Origin of the sequence: Pelagibacterium montanilacus (assembly GCF_003992665.1) — a bacterium.
Taxonomy (GTDB): domain Bacteria; phylum Pseudomonadota; class Alphaproteobacteria; order Rhizobiales; family Devosiaceae; genus Pelagibacterium; species Pelagibacterium montanilacus.
This window is the reverse complement of record NZ_RZMX01000055.1, coordinates 102,172-118,482: the sequence shown is the minus strand read 5'-3', so window position 1 is coordinate 118,482 and position 16,311 is coordinate 102,172. Positions and strand designations below refer to the sequence as shown.

At 65.8% G+C, this 16,311-nt stretch carries 10 protein-coding genes; 5 read left to right on the top strand and 5 right to left on the bottom strand.

Annotated elements, in window-relative coordinates:
* The first annotated feature begins 58 nt into the window (after positions 1 to 58).
* From pdxR to EO136_RS18640, 5 genes are all read left to right on the top strand, one after another.
* Entirely contained in the window at positions 59 to 1,492 is a 1,434-nt protein-coding gene (pdxR, locus tag EO136_RS15815; RefSeq protein ID WP_164730639.1) for a MocR-like pyridoxine biosynthesis transcription factor PdxR, read from the top strand.
* Between the two features lie 145 nt (positions 1,493 to 1,637).
* Entirely contained in the window at positions 1,638 to 5,381 is a 3,744-nt protein-coding gene (gene metH, locus EO136_RS15810; protein ID WP_127145397.1) for a methionine synthase, read from the top strand.
* 105 nt (positions 5,382 to 5,486) lie between these two features.
* A complete protein-coding gene (gene purU, locus EO136_RS15805; protein ID WP_127145357.1) occupies positions 5,487 to 6,338 on the top strand; it encodes a formyltetrahydrofolate deformylase in 852 nt (283 codons plus the stop codon).
* Positions 6,339 to 6,468: 130 nt separating this feature from the next.
* The gene (folD, locus tag EO136_RS15800) at positions 6,469 to 7,359 is read left to right on the top strand and encodes a bifunctional methylenetetrahydrofolate dehydrogenase/methenyltetrahydrofolate cyclohydrolase FolD (RefSeq protein WP_127145356.1); all 891 of its coding nucleotides are present in this window, start codon (positions 6,469 to 6,471) and stop codon (positions 7,357 to 7,359) included.
* Positions 7,360 to 7,449: 90 nt separating this feature from the next.
* Positions 7,450 to 7,590: a hypothetical protein gene (locus tag EO136_RS18640; protein ID WP_164730638.1), complete on the top strand. Its 141-nt coding sequence runs from the start codon at positions 7,450 to 7,452 to the stop codon at positions 7,588 to 7,590.
* A gap of 68 nt (positions 7,591 to 7,658) precedes the next feature.
* On the opposite strand, the gene EO136_RS15795 is transcribed toward EO136_RS18640, so the two are convergent.
* The 5 genes from EO136_RS15795 to EO136_RS15775 all read right to left on the bottom strand — a co-directional run bounded on the left by EO136_RS15795 (position 7,659) and on the right by EO136_RS15775 (position 16,310).
* The gene (locus EO136_RS15795) at positions 7,659 to 8,537 is read right to left on the bottom strand and encodes a transglutaminase family protein (RefSeq protein WP_127145355.1); all 879 of its coding nucleotides are present in this window, start codon (positions 8,535 to 8,537) and stop codon (positions 7,659 to 7,661) included.
* A gap of 4 nt (positions 8,538 to 8,541) precedes the next feature.
* A complete protein-coding gene (locus EO136_RS15790) occupies positions 8,542 to 10,911 on the bottom strand; it encodes a circularly permuted type 2 ATP-grasp protein (protein WP_246018410.1) in 2,370 nt (789 codons plus the stop codon).
* A 42-nt stretch (positions 10,912 to 10,953) separates the two neighbouring features.
* On the bottom strand, positions 10,954 to 14,319 hold the full coding sequence (locus EO136_RS15785) for a transglutaminase family protein (protein WP_127145353.1): 3,366 nt from the start codon (positions 14,317 to 14,319) through the stop codon (positions 10,954 to 10,956).
* Positions 14,320 to 14,407: 88 nt separating this feature from the next.
* Positions 14,408 to 15,547 carry a succinylglutamate desuccinylase/aspartoacylase family protein gene (locus EO136_RS15780; RefSeq protein ID WP_127145352.1) on the bottom strand — a complete coding sequence of 380 codons (1,140 nt, stop codon included), beginning with the start codon at positions 15,545 to 15,547 and terminating at the stop codon, positions 14,408 to 14,410.
* Between the two features lie 7 nt (positions 15,548 to 15,554).
* Positions 15,555 to 16,310 carry an ABC transporter permease gene (locus EO136_RS15775; protein WP_127145351.1) on the bottom strand — a complete coding sequence of 252 codons (756 nt, stop codon included), beginning with the start codon at positions 16,308 to 16,310 and terminating at the stop codon, positions 15,555 to 15,557.
* Position 16,311: the final 1 nt, after the last annotated feature.

Sequence of the window (16,311 nt, the reverse complement as noted above, 5' to 3'; positions counted from 1 at the left end):
ATAGCGCGCTAATGTGGTCTGGTGCGAGGTCCACACCAGATCAAAAGGAAGGTGCCAGTTGCTCGAAGGCCTGATTGCGCTCGACGCTGAGACCGGGCCGCTGCCCGAGCGGATATACCGTGCCCTCGCCGGGGCGGTCCGGACCGGCCGGATCAAGCCGGGAGCGATGTTGCCGAGCTCGCGCAGGCTGGCCGCGCATCTCGTGGTCTCGCGCAATTCGGTCAACGCAGCCTATGAACTGCTGCGCGCGGACGGGATCATCAGGGTGCGCCGGGGCGCGGCGCCGGTGGTGGTGGCCGACGTGCGTCTCGAGCGGCCCGAAATCGCGCCGGCGATCAGGACGCCCGGGCTCTCCACGCGGGGCGAGGTGATGGCCGTCAACCTGCGCAGCGCTTCGGGCCTGCGCCATGCGGGCCGGCTCGAACCGGGCGCGCCCGACGAGGCGCTGTTTCCGGCCGATCTGTGGGCGCGAACCCTGCGGCGGGTGGCGCGGCGGCGTTATGGGGCCGCGGCGATCTATGGCGAGGTGGAGGGGCTGGCAGCGCTCAAGACGGCCCTTTCGGGGTATCTGGAGCGGTTGCGGGGCGTAAAGGCGTCGCCCCACCAGATCCTCGTCGTTCCCTCGACCCAGTCCGCCCTGTCGCTCGTGGCCCATTGCCTTGCCGATCCCGGCGACCGGGCGCTGGTGGAATCCCCGGGCTATTTCGGGGCGCGGACCGCGTTCCATGGCGCCGGACTGTCGGTCGGCGCGATGGCGGTCGATGGAGAGGGCGCGGACCCCGCGAGCATCGCCGGCGAGCCCGCGCCCCGGCTGATCTATGTGACCCCCTCCCATCACTATCCCACAGGTGCGCGAATGACGCTTCAGCGTCGTCTGGACCTGCTCGATTACGCGCGCCGGAGCGGGGCGGTGATCATCGAGGACGACTATGACAGCGAGTTCCTTTGGCAGGGCCGTGCGATCGCGGCGCTTCAGGGGATCAGCCAGGGCAGCGAGGTGATCTATACCGGCACAACCGCCAAGAGCCTGCTGCCCGGACTGCGGCTGGCCTATATGGTGGTGCCCGAAGCGCTGGTGGCGCCCATGGCGCAGGCGCATCGCACTCTCGGCCTGCGGGCGAACATCCACGCCCAGGCGGCGCTGGTCGAGGTGATCGAGAGCGGCGCGCTGGCGACGCAGTTGCGCCGGATTGCGCAAATCTACGAGGAGCGGGGCCGATTGCTGGTCGAGGGTCTGCGTGCCCGGATTGGTCCGGCAATCGCCGTGGCCATGCCGATGGGCGGGCTCCAGACTGTGGTAAGAGTGTCCCAAGCTGTCGACGATGTCGCCCTCGCTGCAGCGCTGGCCGGCGATGGATACGAGACGCCATCGCTTTCGAGCTATTGCGCCGGTCGTCCGGAGCGGGGATTGGTGGTCGGGTTCGCCGATGCCGACGCGCGGCGCGTGGCCCGGTTCGCCGACAGACTCGACGCCGCACTGCGATTGACATAAAGATATCTTTATATTCGCGCAGCGCGAATATGTTTCTGCCCTGGACCTGATTGGATCGACTATGTGCAATGCTCCCGGATCTGCCCACCACGCGCCCGTTTACGCCGCCCATGGGGTGCGCCGGGGCGGGATGGTGGCGAGCGGCATGCGGCCGGGGGATGGCGGGCAGGCCCGGACGCGCGCCGAGGGCGAGGAGATTTTCGCCGCGCTCGAGGCGCTCGCCAAAGAGCGCATTCTGATCCTGGACGGCGCCATGGGCACCATGATCCAGCTCGAAAAGCTCAAGGAAGAGGATTTTCGCGCCGAGCGGTTCAAGGACTGGGATCTGCCGCTGCAGGGCAACAACGACCTTTTGTGCGTCACCACGCCCAAACTGATCGAGGACATTCACTTCGCCTATGCCATGGCGGGGTCCGATATTCTCGAGACCAATACCTTTTCGGGGACGACGATCGCCCAGGCCGATTACGGCATGGAGGCTCTGGCCTACGAGATCAACGTGACCGGGGCTCAGGCGGCTCGGCGGGCGGCGGTGCGCGCCGAGGCCGAGGACGGGCGCCGACGGTTCGTGGCCGGGGCCGTGGGGCCGACCAACCGGACCGCGTCGATTTCCCCTGACGTGAACAATCCCGGCTTCCGCGCGGTGAGCTTTGACGCTTTGCGCATCGCCTATGCCGAACAAATCGAGGGGCTGATCGACGGCGGATCGGACATGATCCTCGTTGAAACGATCTTCGATACCCTCAACGCCAAGGCAGCGATCTTCGCGGTCGAGGAGGTGTTCGAGAAGCGCGGCATTCGCCTGCCGCTGATGATCTCGGGGACGATCACCGACCTTTCGGGCCGCACGCTTTCGGGCCAGACCCCAACCGCGTTCTGGTATTCGCTGCGCCATGCCAGGCCGTTTACCATGGGGCTCAACTGTGCGCTGGGCGCCAACGCCATGCGCGCGCATGTGTCTGAGATTTCGGCGATCGCCGACACGCTGGTGTGCACCTATCCCAATGCGGGCCTGCCCAACGAGTTCGGCGAATATGATGAAAGCCCGGAATTCATGGCGAGCCAGATCGAGGGCTTCGCGCGCGACGGGCTGGTCAACGTCGTGGGGGGGTGTTGTGGGTCGACGCCCGAGCATATCGCCGCTATCGCGCAGGCGGTCTCGAAATATCCCCCGCGCAAGGTGCCCGAGATCGAGCCGCGGCTCCGGCTGTCCGGGCTCGAGCCCTTCACGCTCACCGACGACATCCCGTTCGTCAATGTGGGCGAGCGGACCAATGTCACCGGGTCGGCGCGGTTCAAGAAACTGATCAAGGCGGAGGACTATACCGCAGCGCTCGACGTGGCGCGCGACCAGGTCGAGAACGGCGCCCAGATCATCGACATCAACATGGACGAGGGGCTGATCGATTCCAAGCAGGTGATGGTCGAGTACCTCAACCTCGTTGCCTCCGAGCCCGATATCGCGCGGGTGCCGGTGATGGTGGATTCATCGAAATGGGAGGTGATCGAGGCCGGGCTCAAATGCATCCAGGGCAAGGCCATCGTCAATTCGATCTCGATGAAGGAAGGCGAGGACGCGTTCCGGAGCCAGGCGCGGATGTGCAAGCTCTATGGGGCGGCGGTCGTGGTGATGGCGTTCGACGAGACGGGGCAGGCCGACACCAAGGCGCGCAAGGTCGAGATCTGTACGCGGGCCTATCGGATCCTTGTCGATGAAGTGGGCTTTCCGGCCGAGGACATCATTTTCGACCCCAACATCTTCGCGGTGGCGACGGGCATCGAGGAGCACGACAATTACGGGGTCGATTTCATCGAGGCGACCCGCGAGATCACCGAGACCCTGCCCCATGTCCACGTCTCGGGCGGCGTCTCGAACCTCTCGTTCTCGTTCCGGGGCAACGAGCTGGTGCGCGAGGCGATGCACGCGGTGTTCCTCTACCATGCCATCAAGGCGGGCATGGACATGGGCATCGTCAATGCCGGCCAGCTTGCGGTCTATGAATCGATCGACCCCGAGTTGCGCGAGGCCTGCGAGGACGTGGTCCTCAACCGGCGGTCCGATTCCACCGAGCGGATGCTGGACCTGGCGGAACGCTACAAGGGGCAGGGCGGCAAGGAAGCGCGGGTCAAGGACCTGTCCTGGCGCGAAAATCCGGTGGGCGAGCGAATTTCGCACGCGCTTGTCAACGGGATCACCGAATATATCGAGGCCGATACCGAGGAGGCGCGGAAGGCCTATGACCGGCCGCTGCATGTGATCGAAGGGCCGCTCATGGACGGCATGAACATCGTGGGCGAGCTGTTTGGCGCCGGCAAGATGTTCCTGCCCCAGGTGGTGAAATCGGCCCGGGTGATGAAGCAGGCGGTGGCCTATCTGCTCCCCTTCATGGAAGAGGAAGCCCATGGCGCGCGCCAGAGCGCGGGCAAGGTGCTGATGGCGACGGTCAAGGGCGACGTCCACGACATCGGCAAGAACATCGTGGGCGTGGTCCTGGCGTGCAACAATTACGAGATCATCGATCTGGGCGTAATGGTGCCCACCCAGAAGATCCTCGAGACCGCGCGCAAGGAGAAGGTGGACATCATCGGGCTGTCGGGCCTGATCACCCCCTCGCTCGACGAGATGGTCACCGTGGCGTCGGAAATGGAGCGCGAGGGCTTTTCCATTCCGCTCCTGATCGGCGGGGCGACGACGAGCCGGGTGCACACTGCGGTCAAGATCAATCCGCAATATCATAGCGGCACGACGGTCTATGTGAAGGATGCCTCGCTGGCGGTGAACGTGGTCTCCAAGCTGATGAGCAAGGAGGCGGCCAACGACTATATCCGCACCCTCAAGCAGGAATACGAAGCGGTCGCCGAAAAGCACGTGCGGGGCGATGCCGCCAAACGGCGGGTGGGACTCGCGGACGCGCGGGCCAACGGGTTTGCGGCCGATTTCGCAGGCTATGTGCCCAAGGCGCCCTCCTTCACCGGCACGCGGGTGCTCGAGGACTGGGATCTGGGTGAGCTGGCGCGCTATATCGACTGGACGCCGTTCTTTCAGGCCTGGGAGTTCAAGGGCGTCTATCCCAAGATCCTCGATGACGAGCGTCAGGGCGAGGCCGCGCGCCAGTTGTTCGAGGACGCCCAGGGCATGCTTGCGCGGATCATCAAGGAAAAGTGGTTCACGCCGAAAGCCGTGGTGGGCTTCTGGCCGGCCAACCGGGCGGGCGACGACATCGCGCTTTACACCGATGAGGCCCGGAGCGAAGAGCTGGCGAAATTTTTCACCCTGCGCCAGCAGTTGAGCAAATCGGGCGACAAGCCGCAGATGGCGCTGGCCGATTTTGTGGCCGAGCCGGGCACGCCCGACTATCTGGGCGGGTTCTGCGTGACCGCCGGGTTCGAGGAAATCGCAATCGCCGACCGGTTCGATGCGGAAAACGACAACTACTCGGCGATCATGGTCAAGGCGCTGGCGGACCGGTTCGCCGAGGCCATGGCCGAGCGGTTGCACGAGAAGGTGCGCACCGAGCTCTGGGGGTATGCGCCCGAGGAAGCCCACAGCCCCGAGGAGTTGATCGCCGAGACCTATCAGGGCATCCGGCCGGCGCCGGGCTATCCGGCCCAGCCGGACCACACCGAAAAGACCACGCTCTTTGAACTGCTCGATGTGGAGGCCCAGATCGGGGTGAGTCTGACCGAAAGCTATGCCATGTGGCCGGGCTCGTCGGTCTCGGGGCTCTATTTCGCCCATCCCGAGAGCTATTATTTCGGGGTGGCCAAGGTCGAGCGCGATCAGGTCGAGGATTATGCGCGGCGCAAGGGCATGGATGTGCGGGAGATCGAGCGCTGGCTGGGACCGATCCTCAACTATATCCCGGGGGCCGAGAAAGCCGCGAGCTAGGGCTGTCGGCCGCCCGGGACGCCGGGCGGTCGCGCCGTCTCGACATCGCGGTTTGGACCCCTTAAGAACCCGGGTGAATTCCGACCCCCGGGGACCAGACCGCTCATGGATAATTTCGTTCTCACCCTTTCGTGCGCCGACCAGCCGGGGATCGTGGCGGGGGTCACCACCGAATTGTTCGGGCTGGGGGCAAATATCGCCGAATCCAACCAGTTCTGGGATCGCGATACCGGCAAATTCTTCATGCGGATCGCCTTTGCCGCGCCCCAGGGTACGAGCAAGGACGGCATCGAGCGGGCGCTGCAGCCCGTCATCGCCCGGTTCGAGATGAAGACAGCGATCGCCGAAGAATCGCGCAAGCCGCGCATCATCATCATGGTCTCGAAATTCGACCATGCGCTGCGGCACCTGTTGTACCAGACCCAGGTCGGCTGGCTGCGCGCCGAGGTGGTGGCCATCGTCTCCAACCATGAGGATACCCGGTCGCTGGCCGATGCGGACGGGATCGCGTTCCATCACCTGCCCATGGAAAAGGGCAAGAAAGCCGAGCAGGAAGCGCGGGTGCTCGAGGTCATCAAGGCGGCCGATGCCGATCTGGTGGTGCTGGCGCGCTACATGCAGATCCTCTCGGACCAGCTCTCGACCCGGCTGTTTGGCAAGGTGATCAACATCCACCATTCGTTCCTGCCCAGCTTCAAGGGCGCAAAGCCCTATCACCAGGCTCATGAGCGCGGCGTCAAGCTGATCGGGGCGACGGCCCATTACGTGACCCCCGATCTCGACGAGGGGCCGATCATCGAGCAGGAGACCGCGCGGGTGACCCACGCGATGAGCCCGGACGACCTGATCGCCGCGGGGCGCGACATCGAAAGCCGCGTTCTGGCCCGCGCGGTCAAGAACCACGTCGAGAGCCGGGTCATGCTGAACGGTCACAAGACCGTGGTGTTTTCCTCTTAGAGCATATCCTGTTCTGACTGAATCAGAACAGGAGCCCTAAGTCTTCATTTGGTCGCGTTTCCGAACCGGAAAGGTGTTTTCTACCTTTCCTGGAAACGCTCCAGGGCCCGGACGCACAAAGGACGCTGATATGACCGCTACCATCATCGACGGAAAGGCGCGCGCGGACCGCATGGTCCAGGAGGTGACCGAGCGCACGGCGCGGCTCAAGGCCGAGCATGGCGTCGTGCCCGGTCTGGCGGTGATCCTCGTGGGCAGCGATGCGGCGAGCCAGGTCTATGTGGCGTCCAAGTCCCGCCGGGCTGCGGCGTGCGGGTTCCATTCGGTGCAAAATGACATGGCAGAGACGACCAGCGAGGCCGAACTGCTCGCCCAGGTCGAGGCATTCAACGCCGATCCCGCGATCCACGGCATTCTGGTGCAGCTTCCGCTGCCCGCCCATATCGATGCGGGAAAGGTCATTCAGTCCATCGATCCGGACAAGGACGTGGACGGGTTCCATTTCATCAATGTGGGCCGGCTGGGCACCGGGGAAACCGACACGGCGCTGGTGCCGTGCACTCCGGCGGGCTCGATGCTGCTGCTCGAGGATGTGGCAGGCCACGACCTTTCGGGTAAGACCGCGGTCGTGGTGGGGCGCTCCAACATCGTGGGCAAGCCGATGTTCAACCTGCTGCTCAAGGCCAATGCGACGGTCACCATCGCCCATTCGCGCACGCCCGACCTGCCGGGCCTGTGCCGGAGCGCCGATATCGTGGTCGCGGCGATCGGCAGGCCGGGGTTCATCCGCGGGGACTGGATCAAGCCGGGCGCCACGGTGATCGACGTGGGCATCAACCGGATCGATGCGCCAGAGAAGGGCGAGGGCAAGACACGGCTGGTGGGGGACGTGGATTTCGCGGGAGCCTCAGCGGTCGCCGGGGCGATCACGCCCGTGCCCGGCGGGGTCGGGCCCATGACGATCGCCATGCTGATGGCCAATACGCTGCGCGCGGCGGAACACAGTGTGGCGGTGAGCTAGGGCGATTTCGCTAAATCATTGATCTGGGTCAAGATCATCGGGTTCGCATGGGCGCACAGTGGCTCCATTCCAAGGGAAAGGAGCCATGACATGGCCGTGGAAACACTCTGGTTGGTCTTTGCCGTCGTCGCCGTCTTTGCAGCCTTCGGGCTCGCGGTCGGCTATGTGAACGCGGTGGCCGGCGACAAGGCGATCACCTATGAGCAGGAGGCCGCGCGCAAGGGGCGATAGGCGCTCCAAGCCTTTGAGTTGACACGTTTCCGAACCGGAAAGGTGTTTCCACCTTTCCTGGAAACACTCTATGGGACTTCGATGACGTCGACGGCCTGGGTGGTTTCGTGTCCGCCCGCGCTGCGCAGCACCCCCACGATGGGGGTGACGTCGGAATAGTCGCGGCCATAGCCGATGACGATGTGGTCCTGGCCGGCGCGAATGGCGTTGGTGGGGTCGAACTCGACCCAGCCCGCCTCGCGCCCGCACCAGACGTTCACCCAGGCGTGCATGGCATCGGCGCCTTCGAGGCGCGGCTGGCCTTTGGGGGGCAGGGTGCGCAGAAAGCCGCTGACATAGCCGGCGGGGATCCCCAGCCCGCGCAGCCCGGCGATCATGATGTGCGCGAAATCCTGGCAGACGCCGCGTTTGAGGCCGAAGGCTTCCGAGACGGGGGTGTCAACCAGGGTCGCTTCCCCGTCATAGGTGAAATCGTTGAAGATCCGCAGGCACAGATCGTTGGCGGCCTGCCTGACGGTGGTCGTGCTGCCCAGGCTCTCGCGGGCATAGGCGGTGATCTCGGGGTCGAGCCGGATGCGCGGGCTGGCGCTCAGGAAATGGTGGGGCGAGCGGGCCCCAAGATCCCAATGGGCCGCGATCTCGGCGCGCAGGCCGCCCAGATCGGGAGAAAAGTCGATGTCGGGGTCGTCGCGCTCGACCTCCACACGCGCCGTCATCGTGATCTCGAGGGCGTCGTGAGGCGAGCGATAGGCCAGGGCGGTCACCTGCGAGCCGAAGAAATCGACAAAGACGCTGTGCTCTGCGGGCTGGGGTGAGAGCGTGAGGCCCGCGGCGACGACCTTCTGGATGCCGGGGCTGTGCAGGGGGAACACGCGGGCCAGATGCCGGCCGCCCGAGACGGGCACGTCATAGGTGTAGTCGAGCTTGAGCTTGAGATCGTACAGCATCGCCCTAGCCGAAATAGGTCATGGAAATCGATTCCGATACACCTGCGACACCGGCCGACAGATCGGCGAGCATGGCGACATCCACGTCGGGCGTTTCGACCACCGCGAGCTGGGTCTGGAGCTGGAGCGCCAGCCGGGCGGGGGCGGACAGTTGCCCGTCGACAAGGCCCCGGGGCAACGCCTTGAGCTGCTCGAGCAATTCGGTGAGCTGGAACATGACCGAGCGGGGGTTGAGCGGGTCGGTGACCAGGAGTTCGACCGCGCCGAGATTGCCAAGGCTGTAGCCGTAGCGGCGGCGATGGGTCATGACGCTGTCGCCGATCTCGAGCAGCATTTCGGTCGCGCCGTCGGGCATCTCCGGCGCCGAGAGCCATGCGGCGGCGTCGGCGATCTGGATGCCGCGCTCGACGCGGCGGCCGATCTCGAGGAACCTCCAGCCGGCGAAGCGGTACATGTTTTCGTTCACCAGCCCCGAAAACCCGGCCAGCTTGCGCAGAAGAATGGTCAGCGCGCGGGTGGCGTCGTCGCCGGGCTTGATGGTGCGCGCGAACCGGTTGGCGGTCTTTTGCAAATCGGTGAGGGCCAGCCAGCCATCGGGGGAGAACCTGTCCCTGATCTGGCTTGCCGAGCGCACCGCGCCATCCACGATCGCCAGAAGCCCCTGAGGGATTGGCTCGACGGTGTCGAGGCCCAGCGGTTCGAGATAGTCGGTGGTCGAGACCAGAAGCGGGTGGGTGTCGGTGCCGGTCTCGGCCATGCGCATGTGATAGGCGCGCAGGATGCGCACCATGGCCTCGCAGCGCTCGGCGTAGCGCCCCAGCCAGATCAGGTTGTCGCCGGCACGCGAGGGCAGATTGCCCGACGGGTTGCGCTCGATCGTGGCGTTGGCTTCGGCCAGCAGCGAGATCTGCTCGACGGGGGTATCGCTGACCACCCAGACGTCTGCCGCCTGGCCGCCGCGCTGCATGGCGATGGCGGCGTTGTCGAGCGTGTAGCCGACCCGGGCAAAGCCGCCGGGCATGATCGACCAGCCATTGGGCGTGCGCGCGGCATAGACCCGCAGGGTGATCGGGCGCGGCTCGAGCACCCCGTCGACATAGACGGGCGCGGTGGAGAGCTTGACCGCTTCCTGGGCCGCGTAGGCGCCGGGGTCGCCGGTGATCCGGGCCAGCAAATCCTCGCGGTCCTGAGGTGTGGCGGTCGTCCCGTCCCGGGTCTCGCCATTGTCGTCGATCGAGAGCAGGGTCGAGAAGGCCGGACCGATCAAAAGACTGCCGATATTGTCCCGGACATAATCGAGCGCATCCTCGCCTCCGCACCACCAGGTGGCGATGTTGGGGAGCAGCAGGTCGGTGTCCATGCGGGCACGGGCAATGGCCGGCAGGAATGCGGCGAGCGCGCGCGTCTCCAGGATGCCCGCACCGAGCGCGTTCACGAAGTTGACCGACCCCCGGCGGACCGCTTCGGCAAGCCCGGGGGTGCCGATCTCGCTGTCCTGGCGCAATTCGAGCGGATCGGTGAAGTCGCCGTCCAGCCGGCGCCAGAGCACCGATACGGGTTTGAGGCCGGAAATGGTGCGCACCATGACCTGGCCTTCAACGACCACCATATCCTCGCCCTCGACAAGCAGGAAGCCGAGGTAGCGGGCGATATAGGCGTGCTCGAAATAGGTCTCGTTGTGCGGGCCCGGGGTGAGGATGGCGACGCGGCCCGATCCGTTGCCGCCCATGCCCGTCAGCGCGTTGCGGAAATCGCGGAAGAAGCCGGCCAGGCGCCGGACATGGAGTCGGCCGAAAATATCGGGCAGGGCGCGGGTGGTCGCCACGCGGTTTTCCAGTGCAAAGCCGGCGCCCGAAGGGGCCTGCGTCCGGTCCCCCAGAACCCACCAGCGGCCATCGGGTCCCCGGCCGAGCTCGAAGGCGCAGAAATGCAAATGGTAACCGTTCTGGGGCTCGACGCCCACCACGGGCCGCAGGAATTCGGGATTGGCCGCGATCAGCTCGGGCGGCAGCAGCCCTTCCCTGACGAGCTCATTTTCCCCGTAGATGTCGGCGACCACGGTCTCGAGCAGGTCGGCGCGCTGGGCGAGCCCTGCCTCGATCTGCTGCCATTCGCTATCGGCGATGATCAGGGGAATGTGGGCGAGGGGCCACTCGCGTTCGCCCTGCTCGGAACCTTCGTACATGCGGTAAAAGACGCCGGCGTCGCGCAGGTACTGGTCGGCACGCTGGAAGCGGGCATTGAGTTCTTCTGCCCCCAACTGGTCGAGCGCGCCCATCACGTCACGCCAGCCCGGCTTGACCGTGCCGTCGGCCCCGACCATCTCGTCGGTCACCCCGGCAATGGGCCGATATGCGCTGATGAGCTCAGGCATGAAGGATGCCCGGCTCCTGACCCGTTTTGGAGTTCGCTTCATCTACAGCCACTGGTGAGGTCGCCTTAGATCCAGCGTCAGAGGAAACTCGGGCGCGGGCGCTTCGGTCGGCAATTCATAAGGTCCGGCACTATGTCCGGCGGCGATGAAGCGTGCAAGTCGTCTGGCTTCGGCCTCGTTGGCGTTCACAGGAAAAGTCTCGTAATTGCGGCCAGCGGGGTGAGCGACGTGATAGGTGCATCCGCCGACGGCCCGGCCCGTCCAGCGATCGTAGATGTCGAAGGTCAGCGGGGCATCCACCGGGATTTTCGGATGCAGCCCCGAGTTGGGCTGCCAGGCCTTGTAACGCACGCCGGCAACGGAGGTTCCTGCGGTCCGGGTCATGGTGAGGGGCACGGGGCGGCCGTTGCATGCGACGGTGTAGCGGTCGGGGGACGGGCCCGTGAGGCTGACCTGGAGCCGCTCGACCGACGAATCCACATAGCGCACCGTGCCGCCGATGGCGCCGGTCTCGCCCATCACGTGCCAGGGCTCGAGCGCCTGGCGCAATTCGAGCGTGTGGCCCTCGACCTCCACCTCCCCGCAGAAGGGGAAACGGAACTCGAGCTGGGCTTCGAACCATTCGGGCCGGAAATCAAAGCCATGTGCGCGCAGATCCTCGAGCACGTCGAGGAAATCGGCCCATACATATCGGGGCAGCATGAAGCGGTCGTGCAGGCGCGTGCCCCAGCGGATGAACCCGCCGGTGAGCGGGGCATTCCAGAACCGGGCGATCAGCGCGCGAATCAGAAGCTGCTGGGCGAGGCTCATCTTTGCGTTGGGCGGCATCTCGAAGCCGCGGAACTCCACGAGCCCAAGCCGCCCCGTTGGGCCATCGGGGGAATAGAGCTTGTCGATGCAGATCTCGGCGCGGTGGGTGTTGCCGGTGACGTCGACCAGAAGGTTGCGGAACAGCCTGTCGACCAGCCAGGGCGAGGGGGCCTCGCCCTCACCGGGCCGGGGGACCTGGGCCAGCGCGATCTCGAGCTCGTAAAGGCTGTCGTGCCGCGCCTCGTCGATCCGGGGCGACTGGCTGGTGGGGCCGATGAAAAGGCCCGAGAAGAGGTAAGAGAGCGCAGGGTGGCGCTGCCAGTGAAGGACCAGAGATTTCAGCAGGTCCGGGCGGCGCATGAACGGGCTGTCGGTAGGGGTCTGCCCGCCCACGACCACATGGTTCCCGCCCCCGGTTCCGGTATGGCGCCCATCGATCATGAACTTGTCGGCGCCCAGGCGCGTCTGGCGCGCCTCCTCATAGACCGCCTCGGTGATCGCCTTGCAGTCCTCCCAGCTCGAGGCGGGGTGGATGTTGACCTCGATGACCCCGGGGTCGGGGGCCACCCGGATGACGTTGAGACGATGATCGGCTGGCGGGCCGTAGCCCTCGAGATGAATGGCAACGCCGATGGCGGTCGCGGCCTTTTCGGCGGCGGCGACAATCTCGAGATAGTCCTCGATCGTCTCGGTGGGCGGCATGAACACGGTCATGCGGCCTTCGCGCGGTTCGACCGACACGGCGGTGCGGACCACGCCCTCGATGTCGGAGATTTTCTGCTCGATCCGGGTCTGGGAGACCGTGTCGTCGGCGGCAAAGCTCGCGGTGGGCAGGCCGGGGTTCTGTTCGAGAGTGTGGTCGGGCACTGCCGGGCGTCCGGCGGCCAGCGCGTTGCGCGGCGGCAGGGGGCCGCGCGGCGCGGTGGGGTCGAGGGGCACCACGTTGGGATAGGCCGAGGGCGGGACGTGGGGCAGGGCGCCAAGCGGCAGCCGATAGCCCACGGGAGAGTCACCGGGGGCGAGATAGAGCTTGCCGCGGCGGGTCTTCCAGACCTCGGTCATCCAGCGGGGGCGATCGGCCGGCGCGTTCCAGCGCTGGATGGGCAGGACATAGCCGGAGGGCTCGGTCAGCCCCCGCTCGAAGACGCGCACCATGCGCAGGCGCTCCTCGGGGTCCTTGAGCCGGGGGTTTTCCGGTGTGACGTTTTCGGGCAACTGGCCTTCCTTGAGCAACCAGTCGGCGGGATCCTCATAGGCGGGTGCGATGGTGGTCCCGTCCAGCCCCAGCGCGCGCGCCATCTCGGTGAGGAAGGCCGACGCGGTCTCGGGCGAGGGGGACTCCCCGGCCACTTCCGGAGCAATGAGGTTCGGATCGGTCCAGACCGGCTCGCCATCGGCGCGCCAGTACAGTGAGAAGGTCCAGCGCGGCAGGGTTTCGCCAGGGTACCATTTGCCCTGGCCGTAATGGAGCAGCCCGCCGGGGGCGAATCGGTCACGCAGGCGCCGGATGAGCGCGTCGGCCTTCTCGCGCTTGGTGGGGCCAACTGCATCGGTGTTCCACTCGGCGCTCTCGAAATCGTCGATGGAGACGAAGGTGGGCTCGCCGCCCATGGTGAGCCGCACGTCGCCCTCGGCCAGTGCGGTGTCGACCTGCGCGCCCAGCGCGTCGAGCGCCGACCAGCTCTCATCGGAGAATGGTTTGGTGATCCGGGGGTGTTCGGCGACGCGGGTGACGCTCATGTCGAAGCCGAAATCGACATTGGCAAAGCTCGCCATGCCCGAGATCGGCGCGGCGTTGGCGTAGTGGGGGGTGGCAGCGAGCGGGATGTGGCTTTCGCCCGTCAGAAGGCCCGAGGTGGGATCGAGCCCGATCCAGCCCGCGCCGGGCAGGAAGACCTCGCACCAGGCATGCAGATCGGTGAAATCGACCTCGGTGCCCGAGGGGCCGTCCAGCGCCTTGAGGTCGGGCTTGAGCTGGATGAGGTAGCCCGAAACAAAGCGCGCGGCAAAGCCGAGATGGCGCAGGAGTTCCACCAGCAGCCAGCCGGTGTCCCGGCACGAGCCCTTGGCGCGCTCGAGGGTTTCCTCGGGCGTCTGCACGCCCGGTTCCATGCGCACGATATAGCCGATCTCGCTCTGGAGGCGCGCGTTGAGCTCGACGATGAAGGTGACGGTGTGCTGGGGCGAGCGGTCGATTGACGCGATCAGCGCCTGGAAGCGCGGGCCAACGACCGGGTCGGGACGGCGATAGATCTCGAGGTCCGGGGCCACGGCTTCGGGATAGGTGAAGGGCCAGGTTTCCGCTTCGGGTTCGACGAAGAAGTCGAAAGGATTGTAGACCGTCATGTCGGCAACCAGATCGACTTCGATGCGGAACTCGTTCACCGGCTCCGGGAAGACGTAGCGGGCCTGGAAATTGCCGTAAGGGTCCTGCTGGAGATTGACGAAATGGTCCGGCGGGGAAACCTTGAGCGAATGGCTGAGCACCTTGGTGCGCGAATGGGGGGCCGGCTGCAGACGGATGATCTGAGGCCCGAGCGTGACGGGCCGATCATAGCGATAATGGGTGAGGTGGTGGATCGCGGCCTTGATCGCCATCGGTGGTATGCTCCGGTTGCCTCTCCCGACGCGACGATAGCGGTGTTGCCCTCGGTTGTCAGGCGTTTAGAAACGCCGCCCGGAGTTTTCAGTCCTCGAGCAGATACCCGGTGCGGCCGGCAACCGGCTCGGTGCCCACGATCTTTGCGATCGAGGCGCCGGCGGGCGCGAATTTGCGCATTCGGCGCGAGATGACCCGGCCCGAGGTGCCCGCGAGCACCGGGGTGCGGTCCCGGAAGGCGCCGGTCCCGTCGAGCGCGATGAGGTCAGCGATAGGTTGGCCCTTTGCAACGTTTTCACCGAGCCCGACGCGGTAGGCCACGAGCCCGGGGCCTTGGGTGCGCACGACTTCGGTTGCCGAGAGAGGGGTAGGGGCCGCAGCCGGGTCCGGGGTTCTGGCGGGGTCGGACGCGACGAGGCCCGTGGTCTGGAAAAAACCGAAGAGGTTCTCCGCGTCGGCGCGGCCCAGAGCGTCGTCCACGTCGTGGCGGCCTCGGTATTCGAGCGTTGCGGCGCGGGCGGAGAAGGGGATGGGCCGATCCGGATGGGCTTTCCGCAGGCGCGTCCAGAGGGAGGGCCAGACCTCGTCGAACGATCCGCCGCCCGAATCCTCGGCAATCAGTTGGGCAGCGGACCCCATCCAGTCGGCGAGATCACCGAGTTCAGCCATCGAATCGGGGGTCAGGAACAGGTGGGGCAGTGCCTCGTCGTCGCAATGGAGATCGAGCACGTAATCCGCATCATGGGCCTCGCCCATCACGACATGGCGCAGGCGTTGCAGCGCCGTCATGGGGTGCTGGGCGTCGATCCAGTCCCTGACGGCCGCGCGGATGATGGCGACGTTCCCGCCCGGATCATCGGTGAGGCGGTCCCCGATGGTGTCGCCGATGGCCTCGAAAAGGTCCGGCCAGCCGCGGTTGAAATTGGTGCCGCTGCGTGTGTGATAGCGGCCCGCATGGCCTTCGAGGACGAATTGGTTCATGCCGATGGGATTGACCATGGGCATGATGACGAAGCGCGCGGCGAGTTCTCCACGGGTGTCGGCGGCCTCGAGCATGGGCAGGAGATGGTGGATCGCCAGGATGCCGGGCTGCTCGTCGGCATGGAGCGCGGCCTGGATGAAGACCTTGATGGCCGCATCTGCCGGACCGATGCGGAAAAGGGTCAGCTCGTGGCTCGTGCCGGGGGCATCGGCGGGAATCGCGTGGGTTGTGCGCTCGAGGGGCATGGAAATCCTAGCGGATGTATTTGGGGGCAAAGCGCAGGCGCGGCCGGTCCTGGTTGACCGACAGGTGCCGCATCATCCGCTCGTAGATGCGCCCGAAAACGAAAAAGACAAGCATGGAAATGACCAGGAAATATAGGCCCGCAACTGAGAAGTGGAGGATGGCATTGTAGTCGCGCTCGAACAGGAAGCGCGCGGTGTTCATGATGTCGCGCTGGTTTCCCACCACGGGGAGCGTGAGATAGACCAGCGCGGTCGCGTGGAACATGAACACCACTTCATTGGTGTAGGCGGGCCAGGCGATGCGGATCATGTTCGGCCAGGTGACGGTGCGGAAGATCTGGAGCGGGCTCATGCCGTGTGCGCGTGCGGCCTCGAGCTCCCCGCGCGGGACCGTGCGCAGGGCGCCGTAGAGGATTTCGGCAGTGTAGGCCACGGTGTTCATCACGAGGGTGAGCGGGCCGATGAACAGCGGGTGCATGACCACGCCCGAGATGCCCAGCGGGCGCCACCAGACCGCGTTGAGCGCCAGCATGATCGAATAGAACATGAAGAACTGGATAAAGAGCGGCGAGCCGCGAAAGGCATAGATGTAGCCGGCGGCGAGGTGCGAGACGATCGGGTTTTTCCCGTTACGCGCGAAAGCGACGGCCACGGCAAGCACGAAGCCGATGGCGAGGGAGACTGCGGCGAAATAGATGTTGAACAGCGCGGGCCGAAAGAAGATCAAAATCTCTGCCCAGAGCGTTTCGGCAAATCCGGTCATC